The 17,375-nt window shown below is 45.3% G+C and carries 17 protein-coding genes; 16 read left to right on the top strand and 1 reads right to left on the bottom strand.

Going from position 1 to position 17,375, the window contains the following annotated elements:
* Positions 1–104 precede the first annotated feature (104 nt).
* From ACLFWI_RS01925 to ACLFWI_RS01950, 6 genes are all read left to right on the top strand, one after another.
* Positions 105–287, top strand: coding sequence for a CsbD family protein (locus tag ACLFWI_RS01925; RefSeq protein WP_446410228.1), 183 nt, complete (start codon positions 105–107; stop codon positions 285–287).
* Between the two features lie 190 nt (positions 288–477).
* Positions 478–906, top strand: coding sequence for a hypothetical protein (locus ACLFWI_RS01930; RefSeq protein WP_446410227.1), 429 nt, complete (start codon positions 478–480; stop codon positions 904–906).
* 18 nt (positions 907–924) lie between these two features.
* Positions 925–1,446, top strand: coding sequence for a hypothetical protein (locus tag ACLFWI_RS01935; protein WP_446411497.1), 522 nt, complete (start codon positions 925–927; stop codon positions 1,444–1,446).
* Positions 1,447–1,476: 30 nt separating this feature from the next.
* The gene (locus ACLFWI_RS01940; RefSeq protein ID WP_446411498.1) at positions 1,477–1,737 is read left to right on the top strand and encodes a hypothetical protein; all 261 of its coding nucleotides are present in this window, start codon (positions 1,477–1,479) and stop codon (positions 1,735–1,737) included.
* Between the two features lie 197 nt (positions 1,738–1,934).
* Positions 1,935–2,528 (top strand): DUF6272 family protein, encoded by a 594-nt coding sequence (locus ACLFWI_RS01945; RefSeq protein ID WP_446411517.1) that lies wholly within the window; start codon positions 1,935–1,937, stop codon positions 2,526–2,528.
* Between the two features lie 58 nt (positions 2,529–2,586).
* Positions 2,587–2,940: a slr1659 superfamily regulator gene (locus ACLFWI_RS01950; RefSeq protein ID WP_446411499.1), complete on the top strand. Its 354-nt coding sequence runs from the start codon at positions 2,587–2,589 to the stop codon at positions 2,938–2,940.
* Positions 2,941–3,468: 528 nt separating this feature from the next.
* On the opposite strand, the gene ACLFWI_RS01955 is transcribed toward ACLFWI_RS01950, so the two are convergent.
* Positions 3,469–5,427 (bottom strand): BamA/TamA family outer membrane protein, encoded by a 1,959-nt coding sequence (locus ACLFWI_RS01955; RefSeq protein WP_446411500.1) that lies wholly within the window; start codon positions 5,425–5,427, stop codon positions 3,469–3,471.
* A gap of 287 nt (positions 5,428–5,714) precedes the next feature.
* On the opposite strand from ACLFWI_RS01955, the gene ACLFWI_RS01960 reads away from it, so the two are divergent.
* The 10 genes from ACLFWI_RS01960 to ACLFWI_RS02005 all read left to right on the top strand — a co-directional run bounded on the left by ACLFWI_RS01960 (position 5,715) and on the right by ACLFWI_RS02005 (position 17,182).
* Entirely contained in the window at positions 5,715–7,511 is a 1,797-nt protein-coding gene (locus tag ACLFWI_RS01960; protein WP_446411501.1) for a sodium:solute symporter family protein, read from the top strand.
* Between the two features lie 51 nt (positions 7,512–7,562).
* Entirely contained in the window at positions 7,563–7,727 is a 165-nt protein-coding gene (locus tag ACLFWI_RS01965) for a hypothetical protein (protein ID WP_446407539.1), read from the top strand.
* Positions 7,728–8,123: 396 nt separating this feature from the next.
* Complete coding sequence (locus tag ACLFWI_RS01970; RefSeq protein ID WP_446411518.1) at positions 8,124–8,615, top strand: GNAT family N-acetyltransferase; 492 nt, start codon at positions 8,124–8,126, stop codon at positions 8,613–8,615.
* Between the two features lie 102 nt (positions 8,616–8,717).
* On the top strand, positions 8,718–9,476 hold the full coding sequence (locus ACLFWI_RS01975; protein WP_446411502.1) for a HEAT repeat domain-containing protein: 759 nt from the start codon (positions 8,718–8,720) through the stop codon (positions 9,474–9,476).
* A 12-nt stretch (positions 9,477–9,488) separates the two neighbouring features.
* Positions 9,489–9,683: a hypothetical protein gene (locus ACLFWI_RS01980; RefSeq protein WP_446411503.1), complete on the top strand. Its 195-nt coding sequence runs from the start codon at positions 9,489–9,491 to the stop codon at positions 9,681–9,683.
* A gap of 132 nt (positions 9,684–9,815) precedes the next feature.
* Positions 9,816–10,394 (top strand): general stress protein, encoded by a 579-nt coding sequence (locus ACLFWI_RS01985; protein WP_446411504.1) that lies wholly within the window; start codon positions 9,816–9,818, stop codon positions 10,392–10,394.
* A gap of 285 nt (positions 10,395–10,679) precedes the next feature.
* Positions 10,680–12,191 carry a pentapeptide repeat-containing protein gene (locus tag ACLFWI_RS01990; RefSeq protein ID WP_446411505.1) on the top strand — a complete coding sequence of 504 codons (1,512 nt, stop codon included), beginning with the start codon at positions 10,680–10,682 and terminating at the stop codon, positions 12,189–12,191.
* Positions 12,192–12,607: 416 nt separating this feature from the next.
* Entirely contained in the window at positions 12,608–13,378 is a 771-nt protein-coding gene (locus tag ACLFWI_RS01995) for an LEVG family PEP-CTERM protein (protein WP_446411506.1), read from the top strand.
* Positions 13,379–13,620: 242 nt separating this feature from the next.
* The gene (locus tag ACLFWI_RS02000) at positions 13,621–15,411 is read left to right on the top strand and encodes an AAA-like domain-containing protein (protein ID WP_446411507.1); all 1,791 of its coding nucleotides are present in this window, start codon (positions 13,621–13,623) and stop codon (positions 15,409–15,411) included.
* 589 nt (positions 15,412–16,000) lie between these two features.
* Positions 16,001–17,182, top strand: coding sequence for an aldo/keto reductase (locus ACLFWI_RS02005; RefSeq protein WP_446411519.1), 1,182 nt, complete (start codon positions 16,001–16,003; stop codon positions 17,180–17,182).
* The last annotated feature ends 193 nt before the right edge of the window (positions 17,183–17,375 follow it).

The raw sequence follows: 17,375 nt of genomic DNA on the forward strand, positions 1-17,375 counted from the left end.
TATATAGATATATTGGATAGTAACGGCAAAGAAATTGCCTAAACAATTATTTGCTAATTTTGCGGGCAAATTCATAATCATCATAATTGGGAGATTCATAAAATATGAGTACTGAAGATAAAGCTAAAGCCACGGCCAAAAACCTAGAAGGTAAGGCACAGGAAGCCCTGAGTAATGTCACGGGTGATCCTAAAGATAAGACAGAAGGTAAGGCAAAGCAAAATGAAGCTAAAGCTCGACACGCTGTTGAAGACGTGAAAGACAAAGCCAAACAAGCCATTGACTAATTGCATTGTCAGAAATAGTAAGCAGGTTGATAGTTTGGTGCGATTGGGAACGCCGAAAAAGCCGTATCTAATTAGAGTTGGCTGATTCATTTCGACCTACCTTACTAGAATCGGAAGGTCTAGTCAGTCTTGATCTAGACCTTCTGGTCATTTATGTAAAATCTACTATTAGTTTCATCAGGAGGTTACTGTGAGTTTAGGTAAAAAAACTCGCCAATTTTTCACGGCTTTGGCTTTAATTTTAGTCCTAGCGACCACATCGGCTTGCCAAGCAAACCAAACCAAGGCAAAAGCGCCAACAGCCTTAAATCCCCGTGTCACCTATCAACAATTAGAACAAGGTAACACGCCAGCAGGTCAAGAGTTTGGTAAGTGGGTGGTGCAAACGGCAAAAGGATTAATTAGTGACGCCTACGTGCGCGATAACGATAAGTTAGGGATTGTAATTACCCCTCAAGTTCGCCCACCAGAGGTTAAGGATTTAGCCCGGTCTTTAGTTCAAGGGTTCCACCAAAATTTTCCCAATCGAGATCTGAAAGTATTGGTATACGCCCCGGATAAAGAACTCATTGTAACAGCGAATTACAATAATCAGTCCAATCAAGTTACGTATCAATAAAAAAGGAGATAATAAAGGATGGCAACGAGCGACCAGTATAAACGTCAGATCATGAAGGATTTGGCTGGTGGTAATACCGAATCTCTGGAACCTGTGCCAGAAACACCAGAACAAGAGTATCAAAACTTTGATGACTTTGCACAACGTTCTTCGCGAGATGAACGACGCCAATTATTTGGCAAATCCCTGCATCCCGATCGCATACCTCCCAGTCAGATGGAACCTGAACTACGACAGGCGATCGCTCACATTAAGCCCAAGGAACGGGATGATGTGGCGCGTGAGTTTTTCAAGCAACTCAAGAAACGCGGATTGAGCGATCGCGACTTGGAAAAGCAACTGGGACTTTCAACTCATCACGCCAGTCGGATGACAGAGGATGATGTAGCTAAACTTGCCACGTTTACCTATCATTCTCATCCGGATATCTTTCAGGACGTTTTAGCCGATCAACCTGCCATTGTCAAATTCCTCAGCAATCCCTTAGTGGGGGCGGTTATGGGGGCAATTGCCTCAAAATGGTTGGGACATCGTCGCTAATCACTTCAATATTGTTATTTTTTCATTACTATGAACCTGCATCAGCAGGTTTTTTTATTACCCACCCAGGAGCTGACGGAGTTGGTTTTGCTGGTAGCATTCCCAAACCAAGTGCAGATTTTAGACTGTGTAAGTATTCAATCTAACATGATAGTAGACGTTGGGGACAGAATTTTGCTCTACACAGATAAAATAATCGCCGCTGATAATCTTCAACAAAAACGGTATGAAAACGAGCAATTTTGTGAGATCCTAGAGATGGGTTGCTCCGGCAAGGCGGCTGCCATTTAAGGAGCTGAGAGGTCTCAATGAGATTCACTGATTAGCCAATTATACAGATGCTCTTTATTTATGGAACGAATCGATTATCCAGTTATCACTGTCTATTCTTTAGTCAAATATCATGCCGACTCGACCGCCAAAATTATTATAACCTTATTGTACGAGTGGCGAAAATAAATAATAACTTTTGATTGGACATAATGGCTATGCATAAAATATTTGGAGAATTTCAAGAAAATCTGTCTAATGAACAAGAGTTTTTAATTCTTGGCTTCTCACCGAGTTCCATGCCCATTCAGCAACGATGGCGCAACAATGGTTTATCGGCTGATTTTGTCGCTGATTACTTGACTACCTTTTTTCCCGCTATTGACGAAGATCCAGACCCGGAAGGAAAGCGAGTCGAAATAAAAGGAGCGGTGAGTTATATCGCTAATGAATTGCTGGAAAATGCGATGAAGTTTAATGACAATAGTTCATCTTATCCGATTAAATTTGGGTTACATATTTTAGATATTGCGACAGAAATAACCTTAGTTTTATTTGCAACTAATAGTGTTTGCAAACAATCTATTGATCAGCTCCAATCTTTCATTCAAGAATTACTTGAATCCGATCTAGATGAACTCTATATTCGTCAGTTAGAAAAAAGTGCTGAAGATGAAAGCTTGGGAACTTCTGGACTGGGGTTATTAACCATGAAAAATGATTATTTTGCCAAGTTAGGTTGGAAGTTTGAAACCGTTCAAAAAGAACCCGAGGTGGTTACGGTGACAACGATGGTGCAACTTAAGGTATAGACTCAAAAGTTTCAATAAGTATTATCAATGTTTTGTAGTTTTAGGAGCTAAATTATTCATGAAAAAGCAAAACGTTCAGGGAGAAAATTACCAGGTAATCGGTGATCTAGAAACAGCAACTGTATATTTTGAAGGGTCACTGCGATTGGGTGGAATGAAGGAGTACGAACCGATCATCAAAATCCTCGATGAGATGATTCAGCAAGACCATTCCCTGATTACGCTAAACCTGCGAGAGCTAGAATTTCTCAATAGTTCGGGAATTAGCATGTTGTCTAAATTTGTCCTGAATGTACGCAAAAAGAAGACGATACAGATCGAAATTAAAGGCTCCGATAAAATTCCTTGGCAAGGAAAATCGTTAAAAAATTTACAGCGATTAATGCCAGGATTAAAGTTGGAATTGGAATAATTATAGCCCCGATTTATAACATGCGTTGGTGTTCTCGTTGGGGCGACCCGCCGCATCTAATTAACACCACCCGACCCTTAATTTGCTCGGTTCGCCCTGCGCCCGGTATGGGAAATTATCTAACACCGTGTACAAATGTAGGGGCGACCCGCCGCATCCAATTAACACCACCCAACCCTTAATTTACTCGGGTCGCCCTGCGCCCGGTATGGGAAATTATCAGACACCGTGTACAAATGTAGGGGCGACCCGCCGCATCTAATTAACACCACCCAACCCTTAATTTACTCGGTTTGCCCTGCGCCCGGTATGGGAAATTATAGCAATAGACACATCGATTAGGACGTTCGGCACCATTGTTCCAGACGCGCCATGGCGCGTCTGGAACATAAATGATGTGTCCTAACAGCCATGGCGGTTGCTATATCTAACACCGCATTGAGAAAAGGGCGAGTCGAGACAAGTTAATTCTCACACCGCCTACTATATGCAGCGACTCGCCCCTACAACCGCGATAATCCCAAAGGCTTAAAATCGTTGACCCAAACCAAACTGGACTCGGCTATCTCCTTGGTCATTAAATCCTAAATCGGCGCGAATGATACCCACAGGGGAATTGACGCGCAATCCCGCACCGTAACCGAACCCACTTCCCGGTTTACCCCGCACCACACCCGGTTCTCCCGGTACGGTTTCACTCGAACCCAAATCCGATGCAAAGTCAGCAAAGACAACCGCGCCCACTGGATTGAAGATGGGAATCCGATACTCCGCCGACGCTAACACATAACTGCGCCCTGTTCCGACATCTCCTGTACCGTAGCCTCGCACCGAATTTTGACCGCCGAGGTTAAAGGCATTATAGGGGGGTAAGTCACCAATCGTGGTTCCTCCCTGAACGTTAAATGCCAAGACTTCTTGACTATTGCCATTAAAGACATCAACGGGAACATACTGGGAGTAGTTCGCCTCCAGCCGATTCATCAAAATACTGCCATTACCAATCGGTACAGACTGTTCTGTACTCAGACGAGCCAAAGAACCTTGGGTAGGATTGACGGGATTGTCTCGTTTGTCTCGCCTCACTCCGGCGGAGACGGTAACTAAATCATCAATTCCGTTATCACTGAAGGAGAGACGATTGCCTAATTCATCAACTGCATTAACTTCGCCGTTACTATCACGGATACTGGTGCGGGTATAGTTAACTCCTACCGACGCATCCCATTCCTGATTCACGGGTTTGGATAGGGTTACACCACCGCCAAACTGTCCTTCACGGGGATCATCCCCATTAGCCAGATTAACATCATCATTGAATGTTTGGGATACAGTACGACGTCGAAACGTATTCACCTCATATCCCGGTTGTTCTGGATTACTGGCGCGATACGGTCTACCATAGTTGCCATCAAACTGGAAATCACGACGGCTAAACTGCACATTCAGTCCGACTTTCTGGTTCACACCGCCGAGATTGAAGTCGTTATAGCTGAGAGTGCCCAAAACACCACTATCATTGCTATATCCTGCACCAGCATTTACCCCACGAGCTGATCGTTCAATCAGATTATAAATAACATCCACATTTCTAGCATCACCATTGAGAGAAATGTCTACCTGATCAAATAATCCCATTTGGTAAAGTTGTTGCAAGTCTTGGCGGACAACCTCTATATTAAAGACTTGACCCGGTTGTAGGTTCAATTCGCGATCAATAAAATCCTCGCGAGTTCGTCCTTCTGTGGGTTCGCCTTCTTCGTCGAGGAAGCGGAAATTAATGTCACTGACTACACCTTCCGCCACTTCAACCGTAATCACACCATCGGAGGTTGATCGCACATCTAAAACCTGTGCCAAGATATAGCCATTGTCTTTATACCATGCTTCTAACTGTTGTAAGCCTTGACGTAGGCTAGCAGGGCTGACGGGTTGACCTAATTGAGTGTTAAAAATAGAATTAGCAACGTCTGGAGTGAGAACCTGGTTACCCGAAAGTTGTAGCGATCGCGCGATAACGGGTTCAACCTGATAAACCACCTCCCAGCCGTTGGAATTAGTCGTTGGCGTTACACTGGCGTTGGCAAATACGCCTGTATCTAAAATTCTTTGAATATCCTGCTCCAATTGACTTTGACTGGTTTGACCCCCTGGACGAGTTCTAATCGTTTTTAAGACAAGCTGCTGCAATTCTTCAGACACACCAACGACTTGCACATCTGTAGCTAGGACAACTAAATCATTAGACGGTTGTGATTGATTTAGGGTGGGAACAGATTGGGCAAATTCTGGGGTTGGCGTCGCTTCTGGAGCGGCGACGGTTCTAGGGGAAGGCGTTGCTGAGGTGGCTTCTGTGGGGACAACATAGTTTCTGGTTTCCGATGGTGGGTTGGTTGTCGGGGAATCTGGAGTCGCCATCGCTGGCTGAGTTAAATCGCTACCCACCAGCACAGCCAAAGTGGAAAAGGCAACAGCTCTATATAGCATAAAATTAGCCTCAATCGTCCGTTTGTTAGTGAAAATTGTCTTACGTTTGGTTAACCTGACCGAGGCTGAACCCGTGGAGTTCCAACTGATGTGCCAGCTTTCTATCTGACACAATCTGTGTAGGGGCGGGTTTCACTATTATCGTTTTTTACCTCACCCAGATATGAATAAACCCGCCCCGACTAAGTTGAGAGAGGTTGATCAAACATGAAAATCTAACCTCTAAAATTATCTGACCTAAAAGCGATGTATCATATCAAATTCAGGTCAAACGTTATCGCAAAAGTATGCAACAGGTTGATTGGTTGATTGTCCTGCTCTACCTGATTGGTTCAATGGGATTAGGACTTTATCTATCTCGCAAAGCCTCAGGGAGTTTAGTTGATTTTTTCGTATCCGGGCGATCGCTTCCTTGGTGGTTAGCGGGTACAAGTATGGCGGCGACGACGTTTTCTATTGATACACCCCTTTATATTGCCGGGGTTGTGGGCAACCGAGGCATTGCCGGAAACTGGGAATGGTGGAGTTTTGGCATTGCTCATCTGGTGATGATTTATATCTTTGCCCGATTGTGGCGACGTTCGGAAATTATCACCGACGCCGAATTGACTGAACTGCGTTATGGTGGACGAACAGCCGCAATTTTACGGGGAACCAAAGCATTTTTATTTGCCGTACCGATTAACTGTATTGCCATTGGCTACGCTATGCTTGCCATGATTAAAGTTGTGGATGCCTTGGAACTTTGGCAGAGTTTGGGGATTGAACCGGGGGAAAATCTGAAAATTTGGAGTGTGGTTGGTGTTAGCGTTTTGGTTTTAATTTACTCAGGCTTTGCGGGGCTTTGGGGTGTAGTAACAACCGATTTTTTCCAGTTTTTTTTAGCACTATTCGGAGCAATTGTTGTCGCGATCGCGGCGGTGAATCATGTGGGTGGAATTCATGTCCTTGTGCCAAAAGTGCATCAGATAACCGGACATGATATTTTATCCTTTTTTCCGATAACTGATAATTTCCGCTGGAGTGAAACGGCGGGAATTACCGCGAGTACCTTTTTTGCCTATATCTTTCTCCAGTGGTGGACATTTCGTCGGAGTGATGGTGGCGGGGAATTCGTGCAGCGTTTGGCGGCGTCTAAGGATGAAGCGGAGGCAGAAAAAGCCGCTTGGTTATTTAATATTCTTCATTATGTAATTAGAACTTGGCCCTGGATACTCGTGGCGCTGGTGGCGATTGTAGTCTATCCCGATTTATCAGACAGAGAATTGGGTTATCCTAAACTGATGCTGGATTTCCTACCCCCGGTGATGTTGGGGTTAGTCGTCACGTCTCTACTGGCTGCGTTTATGAGTACGGTATCCACATCGATTAACTGGGGCGCATCTTATTTAACTAATGACCTGTATCAGCGCTTTATCAGACCGAATGCTCAACAGTCAGAGTTGGTATTAGCGGGGCGGATTGCTTCAGTGGTGGTGACGGCGTTGGGTGCTATGGCGGCGTTCTTTTCTCAGGATGTGGCGACGGTGTTTCGTTTGGTTATCGCCATTGGCACCGGTCCTGGCTTAGTCTTAATCCTACGCTGGTTTTGGTGGCGGATTAACGCGGCGGCTGAACTGACGGCAATGGTGGGTGGATTTATTGTTGGGTTAACCACCAGTATTGTCCCGATTATCCAGATTGAGGAGTTTGGTTTGCGTCTATTGGTGACGACCGTTATTACCAGTGTGTTATGGATTACAGCCATGTTAGTGACACCGCCAGAATCCGAGGCAACTCTAGATGAATTTTATCGTCGGGTGCGTCCAGCCGGTCCGGGTTGGCAACGTCAACAGGAAAGTACGGGATTACTACCTGTTCAAAACCTGGGACAGGATATTAAACGGGTATTTGCCGCTATTTTATTGTTGTTTGGTGCTATGTTTGCGATCGGAGGATTTCTGCTGTTGCAACCCCTGACGGGTTGGGTGTCCCTTATCATCGCTGTGGGTGGGGCAATGTTGCTGCGTCAGCTTAATCGGAAAAAAGCTGTACCGATGCCTAGACCGGGATTAGATGATCAAGACTATCAAGATTCCAAGTAGTTATAAGATAGATAAGAATGGCGTTACAAATCTTTATCCAATTGGATACCTATGTCTATTTTCCGTCAGTATATTGCCCCTTTTTTGATCGTCTTAGTCTTTGTCGTCGCGTTACTCGCCGTTAGCGCTCGCATCTTTTTGCCCAATGATATGGCAGCGCCTGCACCTATTGAAGATACCAATTCAGTGAGTATGAGGGGATTGGGGATGTTTTGAGTATTGATTGTGTAGGGGCGGGTTTAGGGACTTTCGTCTCGCTGTTGATGATAACTGTTGTTCAAAACCCGCCCTGACTCGTGTTTAATTTTGAGTTTTAACCCTTCGCGTCGCACCGCTATCAGGGAAAATGTATCATTGCTCCCCCAGCTTCCAGACGCGCCATGGCGCGTCTCTACATTGCTTCCCCTGGTTCCCCTGCTACCCCCCCACACCACTTATTCAGCACCCCCTAACTCCCCCAGCTTCCCCTGCTCGCCATCGTTCCACCTTACCTTTCACCTGAAAAAGGGCGGGTTTAGTGTAGAGACACGCCATGGCGCGTCTGTTGTCTGCGAAACGTTATCGGTAAAACCCGCCCCTACAACTACACCCCTGCTCCCTTATTGCGATCAGATGCGTAAATTTTTAATCCCGGGCTATCAGCTACGAGTTGGCTCTCGATTGGAAAAGGCAACCTTGTTGAAATTTCTCCAACTGAGTTATCAAGAGCTTTTCCCGCAACAGCAAGATTTTTCTCATTTAGAAGAGACAGTACGGCGGTATTTTTGTCAAGACACACCCTTGTGGTGGGTAGACTTAGCCAATTCTGAAGGTGACGCCGCACCATCAAATCAACCTGTCGCTGGTTTATGGCTGGGAAATGCCATTGATCAGGTAAGCGGCGATCGCCATGCCCATGTTTTTTTACTCTACGTCATGCCAGAGCATCGGCGTCGGGGTATTGGTTCGGCACTGATGTATCATGCTGAAAACTGGGCTAGAGTTCGGGGCGATCGCCAAATTGGGTTGCAAGTGTTTCAGTCTAATCCATCGGCGGTGCGCCTTTACGATAAGTTAGGATTCCAAACCCAGTCCCTTTGGATGGTGAAACCGCTCTCTGGATAAGCGTTATCACCCTTCACGACCGCGAAAATTAGGAAACGGATAAGTTAACAAAGGACAAATAACAAATGACAAATAACCGTGGAATAAGATATTTTTTTAAATATGTATGACAATGACGAGCTAAGATTAATCGAGACGGCAGGTGAGCTGGAAAGCCCCCTGGATGAAATAGAGTCAATTGATCACCAATCAGAGGCGACTCAACCCGATCCAGAAGCGATGCTGGCTCTGCTAACCGCTCCAGAAACGCCCCAACGGATGCTGGCGGCGCGGGCTTTTTGTGAACTTCAAGATGAACGGGCAATTCCCCATCTGATTAATCTGTTAAAGGATGTCTGTCCGTTGGTACGGGTTAGTGCGGCTTATGCCTTGGGACGCAATCCCGACCCGACAGCCGTAGATCCATTAATTGAACAACTAAATCGAGATTGGAATGGGTATGTGCGTAAAGGGGTCGTTTGGGCATTAGGCAATTGTCGCGATCGCAAAGCATTGCCCAGCTTGATTGATGCCTTAGGTACAGATATCTCTGCCGTGCGTTTGTGGGCAGCAAGTTCCCTGGCACAAATGGCAAAGTTAGACTATGAAGATATAGTTGCCTGTATTCCACCGTTAATTACCGCCTTAAAGCAAGACCCCATGGCAGCAGTACGCAGTAACTGTGCCTGGTCACTAGGACAGCTTTGTCGAGAACTACCCTCTAATGCTATCTATGCGGGTGCGGTTGACGGTTTAATTGAAGCCTTTGCCGAAGATGAAGATATGGGCGTGCAGGAAGATGCAAAAGCTGCCCTGTTGAGAGTGGGCGATCCCCGCGCCTTACAGATGATTGAGGAAATTGAGCTAGATGGATTGTTTTAGGGGATTTGTCTTATGTCATTGGTCATTGGTCATTGGTCATTGGTCATTGGTCATTGGTCATTTGTTGATGGTTCATCCTCTTCCCTATCTCCCTATCTCCCTATCTCCCCAGCTTCCCCAGCTTCCCCTGCTTCCCCTGCTTCCCCATCTCCCTCAGCTTCCCCAGCTTCCCCAGCTCCCTGTTCCGTATTCCCTATTGCCTATTAACAGCTTCCCTCTACAGACTGATGAACTTTTTGTACCTGCTGATCAAAATAGAAAGGTAAATAACAACGCAACAATAATCCGAGTCCTGCATTGTGGCAGGTTGATCGGTTTTGAAGTATAGGGAGAAAAAATATGGCTGTAGCCCAATCACAATTAAGACATGCAATTGGCGTCTTTCCTAGCCGTCAACAGGCAGAAAATGCGCTCATGGAACTTAGAGATAGAGGATTTGATCTGGATCGAGTTTCCGTGATTGCTAAAGATGCCAGTCTCAATGAGAAAATTGGTGGTACTGACCTACATAAAAGCGGTGGCAACCAGGCGAAAGAAGGGGCAAAAGCTGGTGCGGCTGCTGGCGGTACGGTAGGCGGTTTCCTGGGCTTAATTGGTGGTCTAGGTGTATTGGCAATTCCTGGAGTCGGTGTAGCTACAGAACTAGGAGTTGTCTTGGCGAATACTCTTTTAGGAGGCGTTATCGGTGGCGCTGGTGGTGGTTTAGTTGGTGCCCTGATTGGTTGGGGAATCCCCGAAGATGCGGCGAGATATTATGACGAACGAGTTTCTGTCGGCGATTATGTGGTGATTGTAGAGGGTACAGAAACCGAGATCCTGAATATGCAACCCATTTTCCAAAATCGAGGCATTCAGGATTGGGCTATCTATAATACCCCTGGCGTCAATACCAATCCTCAGATGGGCAGCCGGGTGTAGGTAGAAGGATGGGCAATGTTCATCCGATAAGATTTAAGAAACGGTGGGGATAAGTCCTCACCGTTTGTTTAATGTAGGGGCGACCCGCCGCATCCAATTAACACCACCTAACCCTTAATTTGCTCGGGTCGCCCTGCGCCCGGTATCGGGAATTATCTAACACCCTGTACATTGGCATAGTTCTAGGCAACCCATTCACCAAACCCTTATTATGGAAGCATTTCAGTTAATTGTGTTTCTTCCATCTATAACGGATGCGTAAAGCGGAGCTTGTCTAACGATTTTATGTCTCCACAGACGAATGAAGACTATCTTGCCTTACTCAGGCAAGGGGTGGAGGTATGGAATGCGTGGAAAGCGCACCACCCGGATATCCGACCCAATCTCAGCTTTGCTACGGGCAAGGGCGTTGCCATCAAAGGGGCAAAACTCAGTGGCGTGGATTTGAGTCGGGCAAATCTAAGTCAGGCAGATTTGAGTAAAGCGGATCTGATTGGCGCAAACCTGAGTGAAGCCTATTTGAGTGAGGCATATTTGAGTGAGGCGGATTTGATCGGTGCAAACCTCACAGCGGCAGATCTCAGAAATGCTGACTTAATTAGTGCCAATCTCATTGGTGCGAACCTGAATAACATCTATCTTAGTGGTGCTGATTTGAGTAAAGCCAACCTCAGTGGTGCTGATTTAGTGGGGGCAAAACTGATTGGCGCTAAACTGAGTGGAACCAATCTCAGTGGGGCGAATCTCAGTGGGGCGAATCTCAGTGGTGCCCACCTTGTCGGTGCAAACCTGAGGGGGACGAATCTCAAGGGTGCTAATTGCTCTCAAGCCAATCTGCGGAGCGTCAACTTACAACGCTGCAAAGCCTTCAACACCGATTTTCACCAAGCCATATTCACCGCCACCTGTCTGGAAGACTGGCACATCAATAGCGGGACAAATTTAGCTGAGGTGATTTGTGAGTATGTTTACTTACAAACAAATCAACACGAACGCCGTCCCCATCAGGGAACATTTGCCCCGGGAGAATTCACGAGGGTTTTTCAAGTTCCCTTAGAGACGGTTAATTTAATTTTCCGCAATGGTATTGATTGGCAAGCATTCTTTGCCGCCTTTCACGCCTGTCAAGCCCAGGATGGGAGTAACATCCTCACGATTCAATCCTTAGAAAATCGCCCTGATGGGGTATTAACCATCCGGATTGCCATTCCTATCGATGCCAATCGGTTGGAGGTTGAGCATTTCCTGAATCGCGAGTACGATGCCCAACTTGAGGTGATTGATCAAGACTATCGTTATCAGTTACAGGTGAAATATGAGCAAGTGGCTACCTATCGTCAGCAGAGTGCCAACTTAACTGAGATTCTGCCACGGTTGGCGGAGAAAACCGTGAATCCTGGTCAAACGATTAATGTAGAGGCAAGACGGTTAGTTGAACCCCTCACGCCTTACCCGTCTAATCCGGGTGAGTCCCTGGAAAATTGTCCGTCTGGAAATTCTGCGATCGCACCCGCTTATACCCTAGAACAAAAGCAACGACTGACTGATACTGCGACCAAAATTCAAAAGTTACTCCAGCAGCTCGATCAAACCTATCCCACGAATACGCCTCTGGAAAAACAACGGGTGGTGATCGAGGTGCTAGAGAGGATTGAGCAGAATCCGATATTGAAAGCTTCCGTCGTTGAAGGCTTAAAAGGCGTGCAGACTGAGGTATTAAAAGAATTGATTGATCATCCTTTAGTCAATGTACTGCTGGCAGCGTTAGCAGAGTATCAGAAAATTAATATTTTTTAATAAAAAATGAGCTTTGTACCCAATCAATATAAAATTTTATTGCTAAAAGTCTAGCGTCGTGACCAATCCATCCTAAACTTTATACAAGCTTGACAATAAAGCCGAATAGTAGGAGGAATAGTTAAAGATTGAATGAAAATATTGATCATAGGCGATCGCTGAACAGGTTTGCCCTTAGAATTAAATTATGACCAGATAAAAACAGACCTGTTTAGAATCAGAATGTGCTGTTGGTCACTTAGAGGTCAGCTCCCTCACCTTAAAAAATATAGTCAAGTTTAGTATAAACAACGACATATTTTTCTCCGCCTTCCGCTAGTTGAAGATTGTCCCCCTATTAACCAACAGTATTATTGAGTTTTAGTCCTGTAACATTTCAAGTCAATTTAGTGCAACAACAAAAGGAGAGCATCTCCATGAATACTCAAAAAATTTCCACTTTTTTCCGCCATACTGGTACAATTGCCTCACTCGTCGCTGCGGCTACAGTAGCTACAGGGTTTATGGCGCCATCTGCTTCAGCTCTTTCGTTGGTTCCGCAGGAGGAAGGCGAGGTTGATGTTGGCTTAGGTGCTTGTTTATCACCGTCCTCACAAACTGGCGATCCTTGTACATACTTAACCCTTTCTCCCTTGATAGGTAGTATCGAAAGTCTAGTTGATGATTCGACTGGAACGAAGAGCCGCCTATTTGTTGACAAATCGGGCACTCTGAATACTTATGGTGCTGTACAGTTTTTACCGTCTGATGGGGGTACTCCGCAAGAAGGTTATTGGTTCCGTCCAGCTGCGATGATGGCAGATGGTGTTACACCTCTAAAGGAAAATGGGCAATTAGAAGTCGGTACATTCAAGTTCAACTTTGATGAAACCCTGGAAACCTTAACGGTTCGCTGGTTTGATACTGAATTGGAAGGTGGTACTAGCTTCATTGTTGATGGTATCTTTGACAGTGTTTCGGGTGTTGTACCTGCAGGCCCAGATATGAATATTTATGAGCAGACATTCACAAATGTGAGTATGCTCACCCTTGACTTAGGTGAAAATACAGAACCTGGGACTGGTGATGGGGTTGACTTCCAGCTAGAGAAAGAAGGTATACCCGAACCGGCAACTACTCTGGGTTTAGGTGCGTTAGGGTTGATGGGTGCTTTAGGTTTACGCAAGCGCAACAAGAATTTGTCGTAGTCTCTGAAAACTAGGACGAGAGTTCTTAGCAACAATCTACTCTAGGGAAAAATACTTTTCCTTAGAGTATCGTTTTTTTTGTTTTCCTAGTTTGGCTGTCAGTTAGGGCTGGGGCAGTTAAAGCCGTGTTCTATGAGCTTTGCGATCGCATCCCTCCCCAAAAATCCGCAAACCGTCTCTCCTATCGACTTTTACGGGGATTGGCATTTATGATCAATGAGGATCACAAGCTGGTTTAAACAATGCCGCGATCGCTCCAAGTTCACTCTCACTCTGTTTCCCGCGTTAAATCGTCCCTGTTGCGAAATGGCTTTCCCAGTCAGAAGCTTTTGGCTGAAGCCTTGAGTATCTCCCAATCCACCGTGAGCAACTTCCTCAACGGCAAACCCGTGGATTATATCAATTTCGTGGAACTGTGCGCTGCATTAGGGCAGGAATGGCGGGATATCGCTGATTTGGAGACTCCATCTCCCGCTTTGGAGGTACGGGAAATCAGAGCTAAAGTGCTGATGAGTGGATACCCGCCTCATTTTAATCTGACGCAAACAATACAACAGGCAATTTGTCAAGCGGGTCATGACGTGTTTTTGGCACAGCAGAATACCGCCCTGGATAACTATTTAAAGCTATCCGATTACCTGCTGCTGCTATTATCCCAAACCACCGCCGTTAGCGAAATGGTACTCGAACAAGTTCGGCTGGCTAAAGCATTACACCATATCACGCCGCAAAAACCCGCAATTTTGCCGATTTTAGTGGACGTTTGTCAGAATGGAAATGGCATTAGTACGCCCTTACCTTTCGATTTACTCGGCTATCTCCAAGGCACTCAACCCTGGCATTGGCGTTGTCATGATGATCCCACAATTCTCGCCTCAGAGGTTCTCCTGGTTCTCAGCCAAGGGCGCACCACTTTACCGACTGATCATCAATTGGCGATTTCCTGGAGTAAACTGACTCCCCAACAGCAAAATAGCACCTCTCTCCATGCGCCCCTCCCTGTCGCTGCACCGGAATTACCCGAAGGACAAGTTGATCTTGACTCTACCTTTTACATCAATCGCCCGCCCATTGAATCGGTTTGTTATGAAACTATAACTCGACCGGGTTCCTTAATCCGAATTAAAGCCCCGCGACAAATGGGAAAAACCTCGTTAATGGCGCGAATTCTGCATCATGCAGAACAGCAGGGTTCTCAAACCGTAGCCTTAAGTTTACAACTGGCAAATCAGCGGATATTGGCAAATTCTAATACATTCTTAGAATGGTTTTGTGCCAGTGTGAGTTTAGCCTTGGGGCGACTCGATCCCGATCAACTGGCAAAATATGCCCAGTTAGCAGATATGATTGGCAGCAATCAAAGCTGTAAAGCCTATTTTGAGCAGTATTTACTGCCCCATATTTCTACATCATTGACATTAGGATTAGATGAAGTGGATCGCCTCTTTGCCTCTCCGGAAATTGCCGATGACTTTTTTGGATTATTACGGGCATTGCATGAGGAGGCAAAACGGCGCGATATTTGGCAGAAATTTCGGTTAGTGGTGGTACATTCTACGGAAGTATATGTTCCCTTGGATATGAATAAATCGCCCTTTAATGTGGGATTACCGATTGAGTTGCCAGAGTTTAATCAGGAACAGGTGATGGAGTTAGCTAGACGCCATGGCTTAGAATGGTCGATTGAAAGGGTAGACTCTCTCGTCAGGTTAGTCGGTGGACATCCTTATTTAGTAAGACTGGCACTTTATCATATTGCTCGTCAGGATATGACATTAGAGGACATCCAGCAAACTGCGCCCACGGAAGCCGGAATTTATAGTGATCATTTGCGCCGCCATTTGTGGAATTTGCAAACCTATCCAAAATTATTGGACGCGATGAAAGCAGTAGTGATGACATCTCAGCCAGTACGTTTACCCTCTCAACAAGCGTTTAAATTAAACAGTATGGGACTGGTAAAACTATTTGGCAATGATTGTACGCCTAGGTGTCAATTGTATCAACAATATTTTCGCGATCGCTTGGCTTAAGCCTGGGAAAGAGGTGATAAGTAGGTGGACACATTTAAAGTTAACGGTGGAGATCGTCATTCGTCATTTGTCATTCGTCCTTCGTAAGGGTTTGAGGCTTGTTTACAAAACTTAGTACAGTGCCGTTTTCTTTTGTCTGACTACTTAAGTGGGTGGACACAATTAAAGTTAACGGTTGAGATTGTCATACTCGCTTCCCCTGAGAAACAAGCTACGTCCTTTGTAAGGGTTTGAGAGTGATTTACAAAAGTTAATACAGTCCCGTTTTCTTTTGTCCGACTACTTACAGCAGTTTTCAAGTTAGTAGACTACAGACGATGATTGCGCTGAAAAGTAAGCCGATACAATTTTGTATTCCATAAACGTGAAAAACGCTGTAATATGTTCCGTTTTCAGTTGATAGCCGTGAAGCGTGTCTGATGAGTAAAGCGCCAGTGCGCCCCCATCCTAGGTTGTAGTGAGGACTTTAGTCCTCCAGTCAGAGGCGCTAAAGTGCCGACTACGAACTGCTAGATATTTTGATTTTGGCTAAAGTGAGAATAGGTCTAAACTTCACCATTCAAGCACTTAACTTCTAATCATACTTATGATGCAGTACAGACGATTTGGACGCACTGAACTACAAATGCCAGTATTCTCCTGTGGCGGAATGCGATACCAATTCAAGTGGAAAGATATGCCCGCCTGGTTAATTCCTAAAGATAATCAAAGCAACTTAGAAGCAACCATTCGTCGCTCGATCGAAGTCGGCATTAATCATATTGAAACGGCGCGAGGTTATGGTACGTCAGAAATGCAATTAGGCAAAATTTTGCCCAAATTCCCCCGTGACCAATTAATTGTCCAGACAAAAATTAGTCCTAAATCAGATCCCAAAGAATTTCGGCGTCAGTTTGAGCAATCCTTGAAATTCCTGAAACTTGACTATGTTGATTTGCTGGGAGTTCATGGCATAAACACACCGCAATTGCTCCATGATAGCATTCGGACTGGGGGCTGTATGGATGTGGCGCGTCAGTTACAAGCCCAAGGAAAAGTGCGGTTTATTGGCTTTTCTACCCACGGTGATACTAATTTAATTATCAAAACTATTGAGACGGATCAGTTTGATTATGTAAATCTGCACTGGTACTATATCAATCAGTTTAATTGGGCGGCAATTGAAGCCGCAACTCGTCACGATATGGGCGTTTTTATTATTAGTCCGTCGGATAAAGGGGGAATGCTGTATAAACCGCCACAGCGATTAGTTGAACTTTGTCAACCTTTGAGTCCAATGGTATTTAATGATTTATTTTGCCTGTCTCATCCCCAGGTGCATACCTTGAGTTTAGGTGCATCTCGCCCTAGTGATTTTGATGAACATTTGAAAGCCGTTGAATTATTGGATCAGGTTGATGAAATATTACCCCCGATTGTGGCACGATTAGAAGCCGCCGCGATCGCACGCCTGGGTGAAGACTGGTTCAAAACTTGGCATATCGGTTTACCCAGCCACGAGGAAACCCCTGGCGGTGTGAATATCCCAGTAATTTTGTGGCTGAGAAATTTAGCGATCGCTTATGATATGGTTGAATATGCTAAAATGCGTTACAACCTCTTAACCAATGCAGGACACTGGTTTCCAGGTGCTAAAGCCAATCAAATCAAAAAAATCAATCTTCAGGCATGTTTACACCAAAGTCCCCATGCTGATACAATTCCTATTTTACTGGAAGATGCGGATCAGCGCTTAGGGGGTGCAACCGTTAAACGCTTATCCCAACAATAAACCAATAGCGATTCGACTTGAGTCGTAAATATTTTGGTGAGTCAAAGGAACGCTTAACTGGAAACAGAAGATTCCATAACTCATTGAGAATTGCTACATCAGTTTGTTTCGCCCCTCATTCACAGATAAAGAGCGGGAGAACGGAAGCCCCCGTACTTCAGTCGGGGGATGAAGTTCGACACGGCTTTCTTTA

Source organism: Coleofasciculus sp. (assembly GCF_046539235.1).
In the GTDB taxonomy this organism is placed as follows: Bacteria; Cyanobacteriota; Cyanobacteriia; order Cyanobacteriales; family Coleofasciculaceae; genus Coleofasciculus.

Bases quoted from the DNA above. Each gene is read 5' to 3' on its own strand.
- ACLFWI_RS01925 (WP_446410228.1), top strand. From the start codon at position 105: ATGAGTACTGAAGATAAAGCTAAAGCCACGGCCAAAAACCTAGAAGGT.
- ACLFWI_RS01935 (WP_446411497.1), top strand. From the start codon at position 925: ATGGCAACGAGCGACCAGTATAAACGTCAGATCATGAAGGATTTGGCT.
- ACLFWI_RS01940 (WP_446411498.1), top strand. From the start codon at position 1,477: ATGAACCTGCATCAGCAGGTTTTTTTATTACCCACCCAGGAGCTGACG.
- ACLFWI_RS01945 (WP_446411517.1), top strand. From the start codon at position 1,935: ATGCATAAAATATTTGGAGAATTTCAAGAAAATCTGTCTAATGAACAA.
- ACLFWI_RS01950 (WP_446411499.1), top strand. From the start codon at position 2,587: ATGAAAAAGCAAAACGTTCAGGGAGAAAATTACCAGGTAATCGGTGAT.
- ACLFWI_RS01955 (WP_446411500.1), bottom strand. From the start codon at position 5,427: ATGCTATATAGAGCTGTTGCCTTTTCCACTTTGGCTGTGCTGGTGGGT.
- ACLFWI_RS01960 (WP_446411501.1), top strand. From the start codon at position 5,715: ATGCAACAGGTTGATTGGTTGATTGTCCTGCTCTACCTGATTGGTTCA.
- ACLFWI_RS01965 (WP_446407539.1), top strand. From the start codon at position 7,563: ATGTCTATTTTCCGTCAGTATATTGCCCCTTTTTTGATCGTCTTAGTC.
- ACLFWI_RS01970 (WP_446411518.1), top strand. From the start codon at position 8,124: ATGCGTAAATTTTTAATCCCGGGCTATCAGCTACGAGTTGGCTCTCGA.
- ACLFWI_RS01975 (WP_446411502.1), top strand. From the start codon at position 8,718: ATGTATGACAATGACGAGCTAAGATTAATCGAGACGGCAGGTGAGCTG.
- ACLFWI_RS01980 (WP_446411503.1), top strand. From the start codon at position 9,489: ATGTCATTGGTCATTGGTCATTGGTCATTGGTCATTGGTCATTGGTCA.
- ACLFWI_RS01985 (WP_446411504.1), top strand. From the start codon at position 9,816: ATGGCTGTAGCCCAATCACAATTAAGACATGCAATTGGCGTCTTTCCT.
- ACLFWI_RS01990 (WP_446411505.1), top strand. From the start codon at position 10,680: ATGTCTCCACAGACGAATGAAGACTATCTTGCCTTACTCAGGCAAGGG.
- ACLFWI_RS01995 (WP_446411506.1), top strand. From the start codon at position 12,608: ATGAATACTCAAAAAATTTCCACTTTTTTCCGCCATACTGGTACAATT.
- ACLFWI_RS02000 (WP_446411507.1), top strand. From the start codon at position 13,621: ATGCCGCGATCGCTCCAAGTTCACTCTCACTCTGTTTCCCGCGTTAAA.
- ACLFWI_RS02005 (WP_446411519.1), top strand. From the start codon at position 16,001: ATGCAGTACAGACGATTTGGACGCACTGAACTACAAATGCCAGTATTC.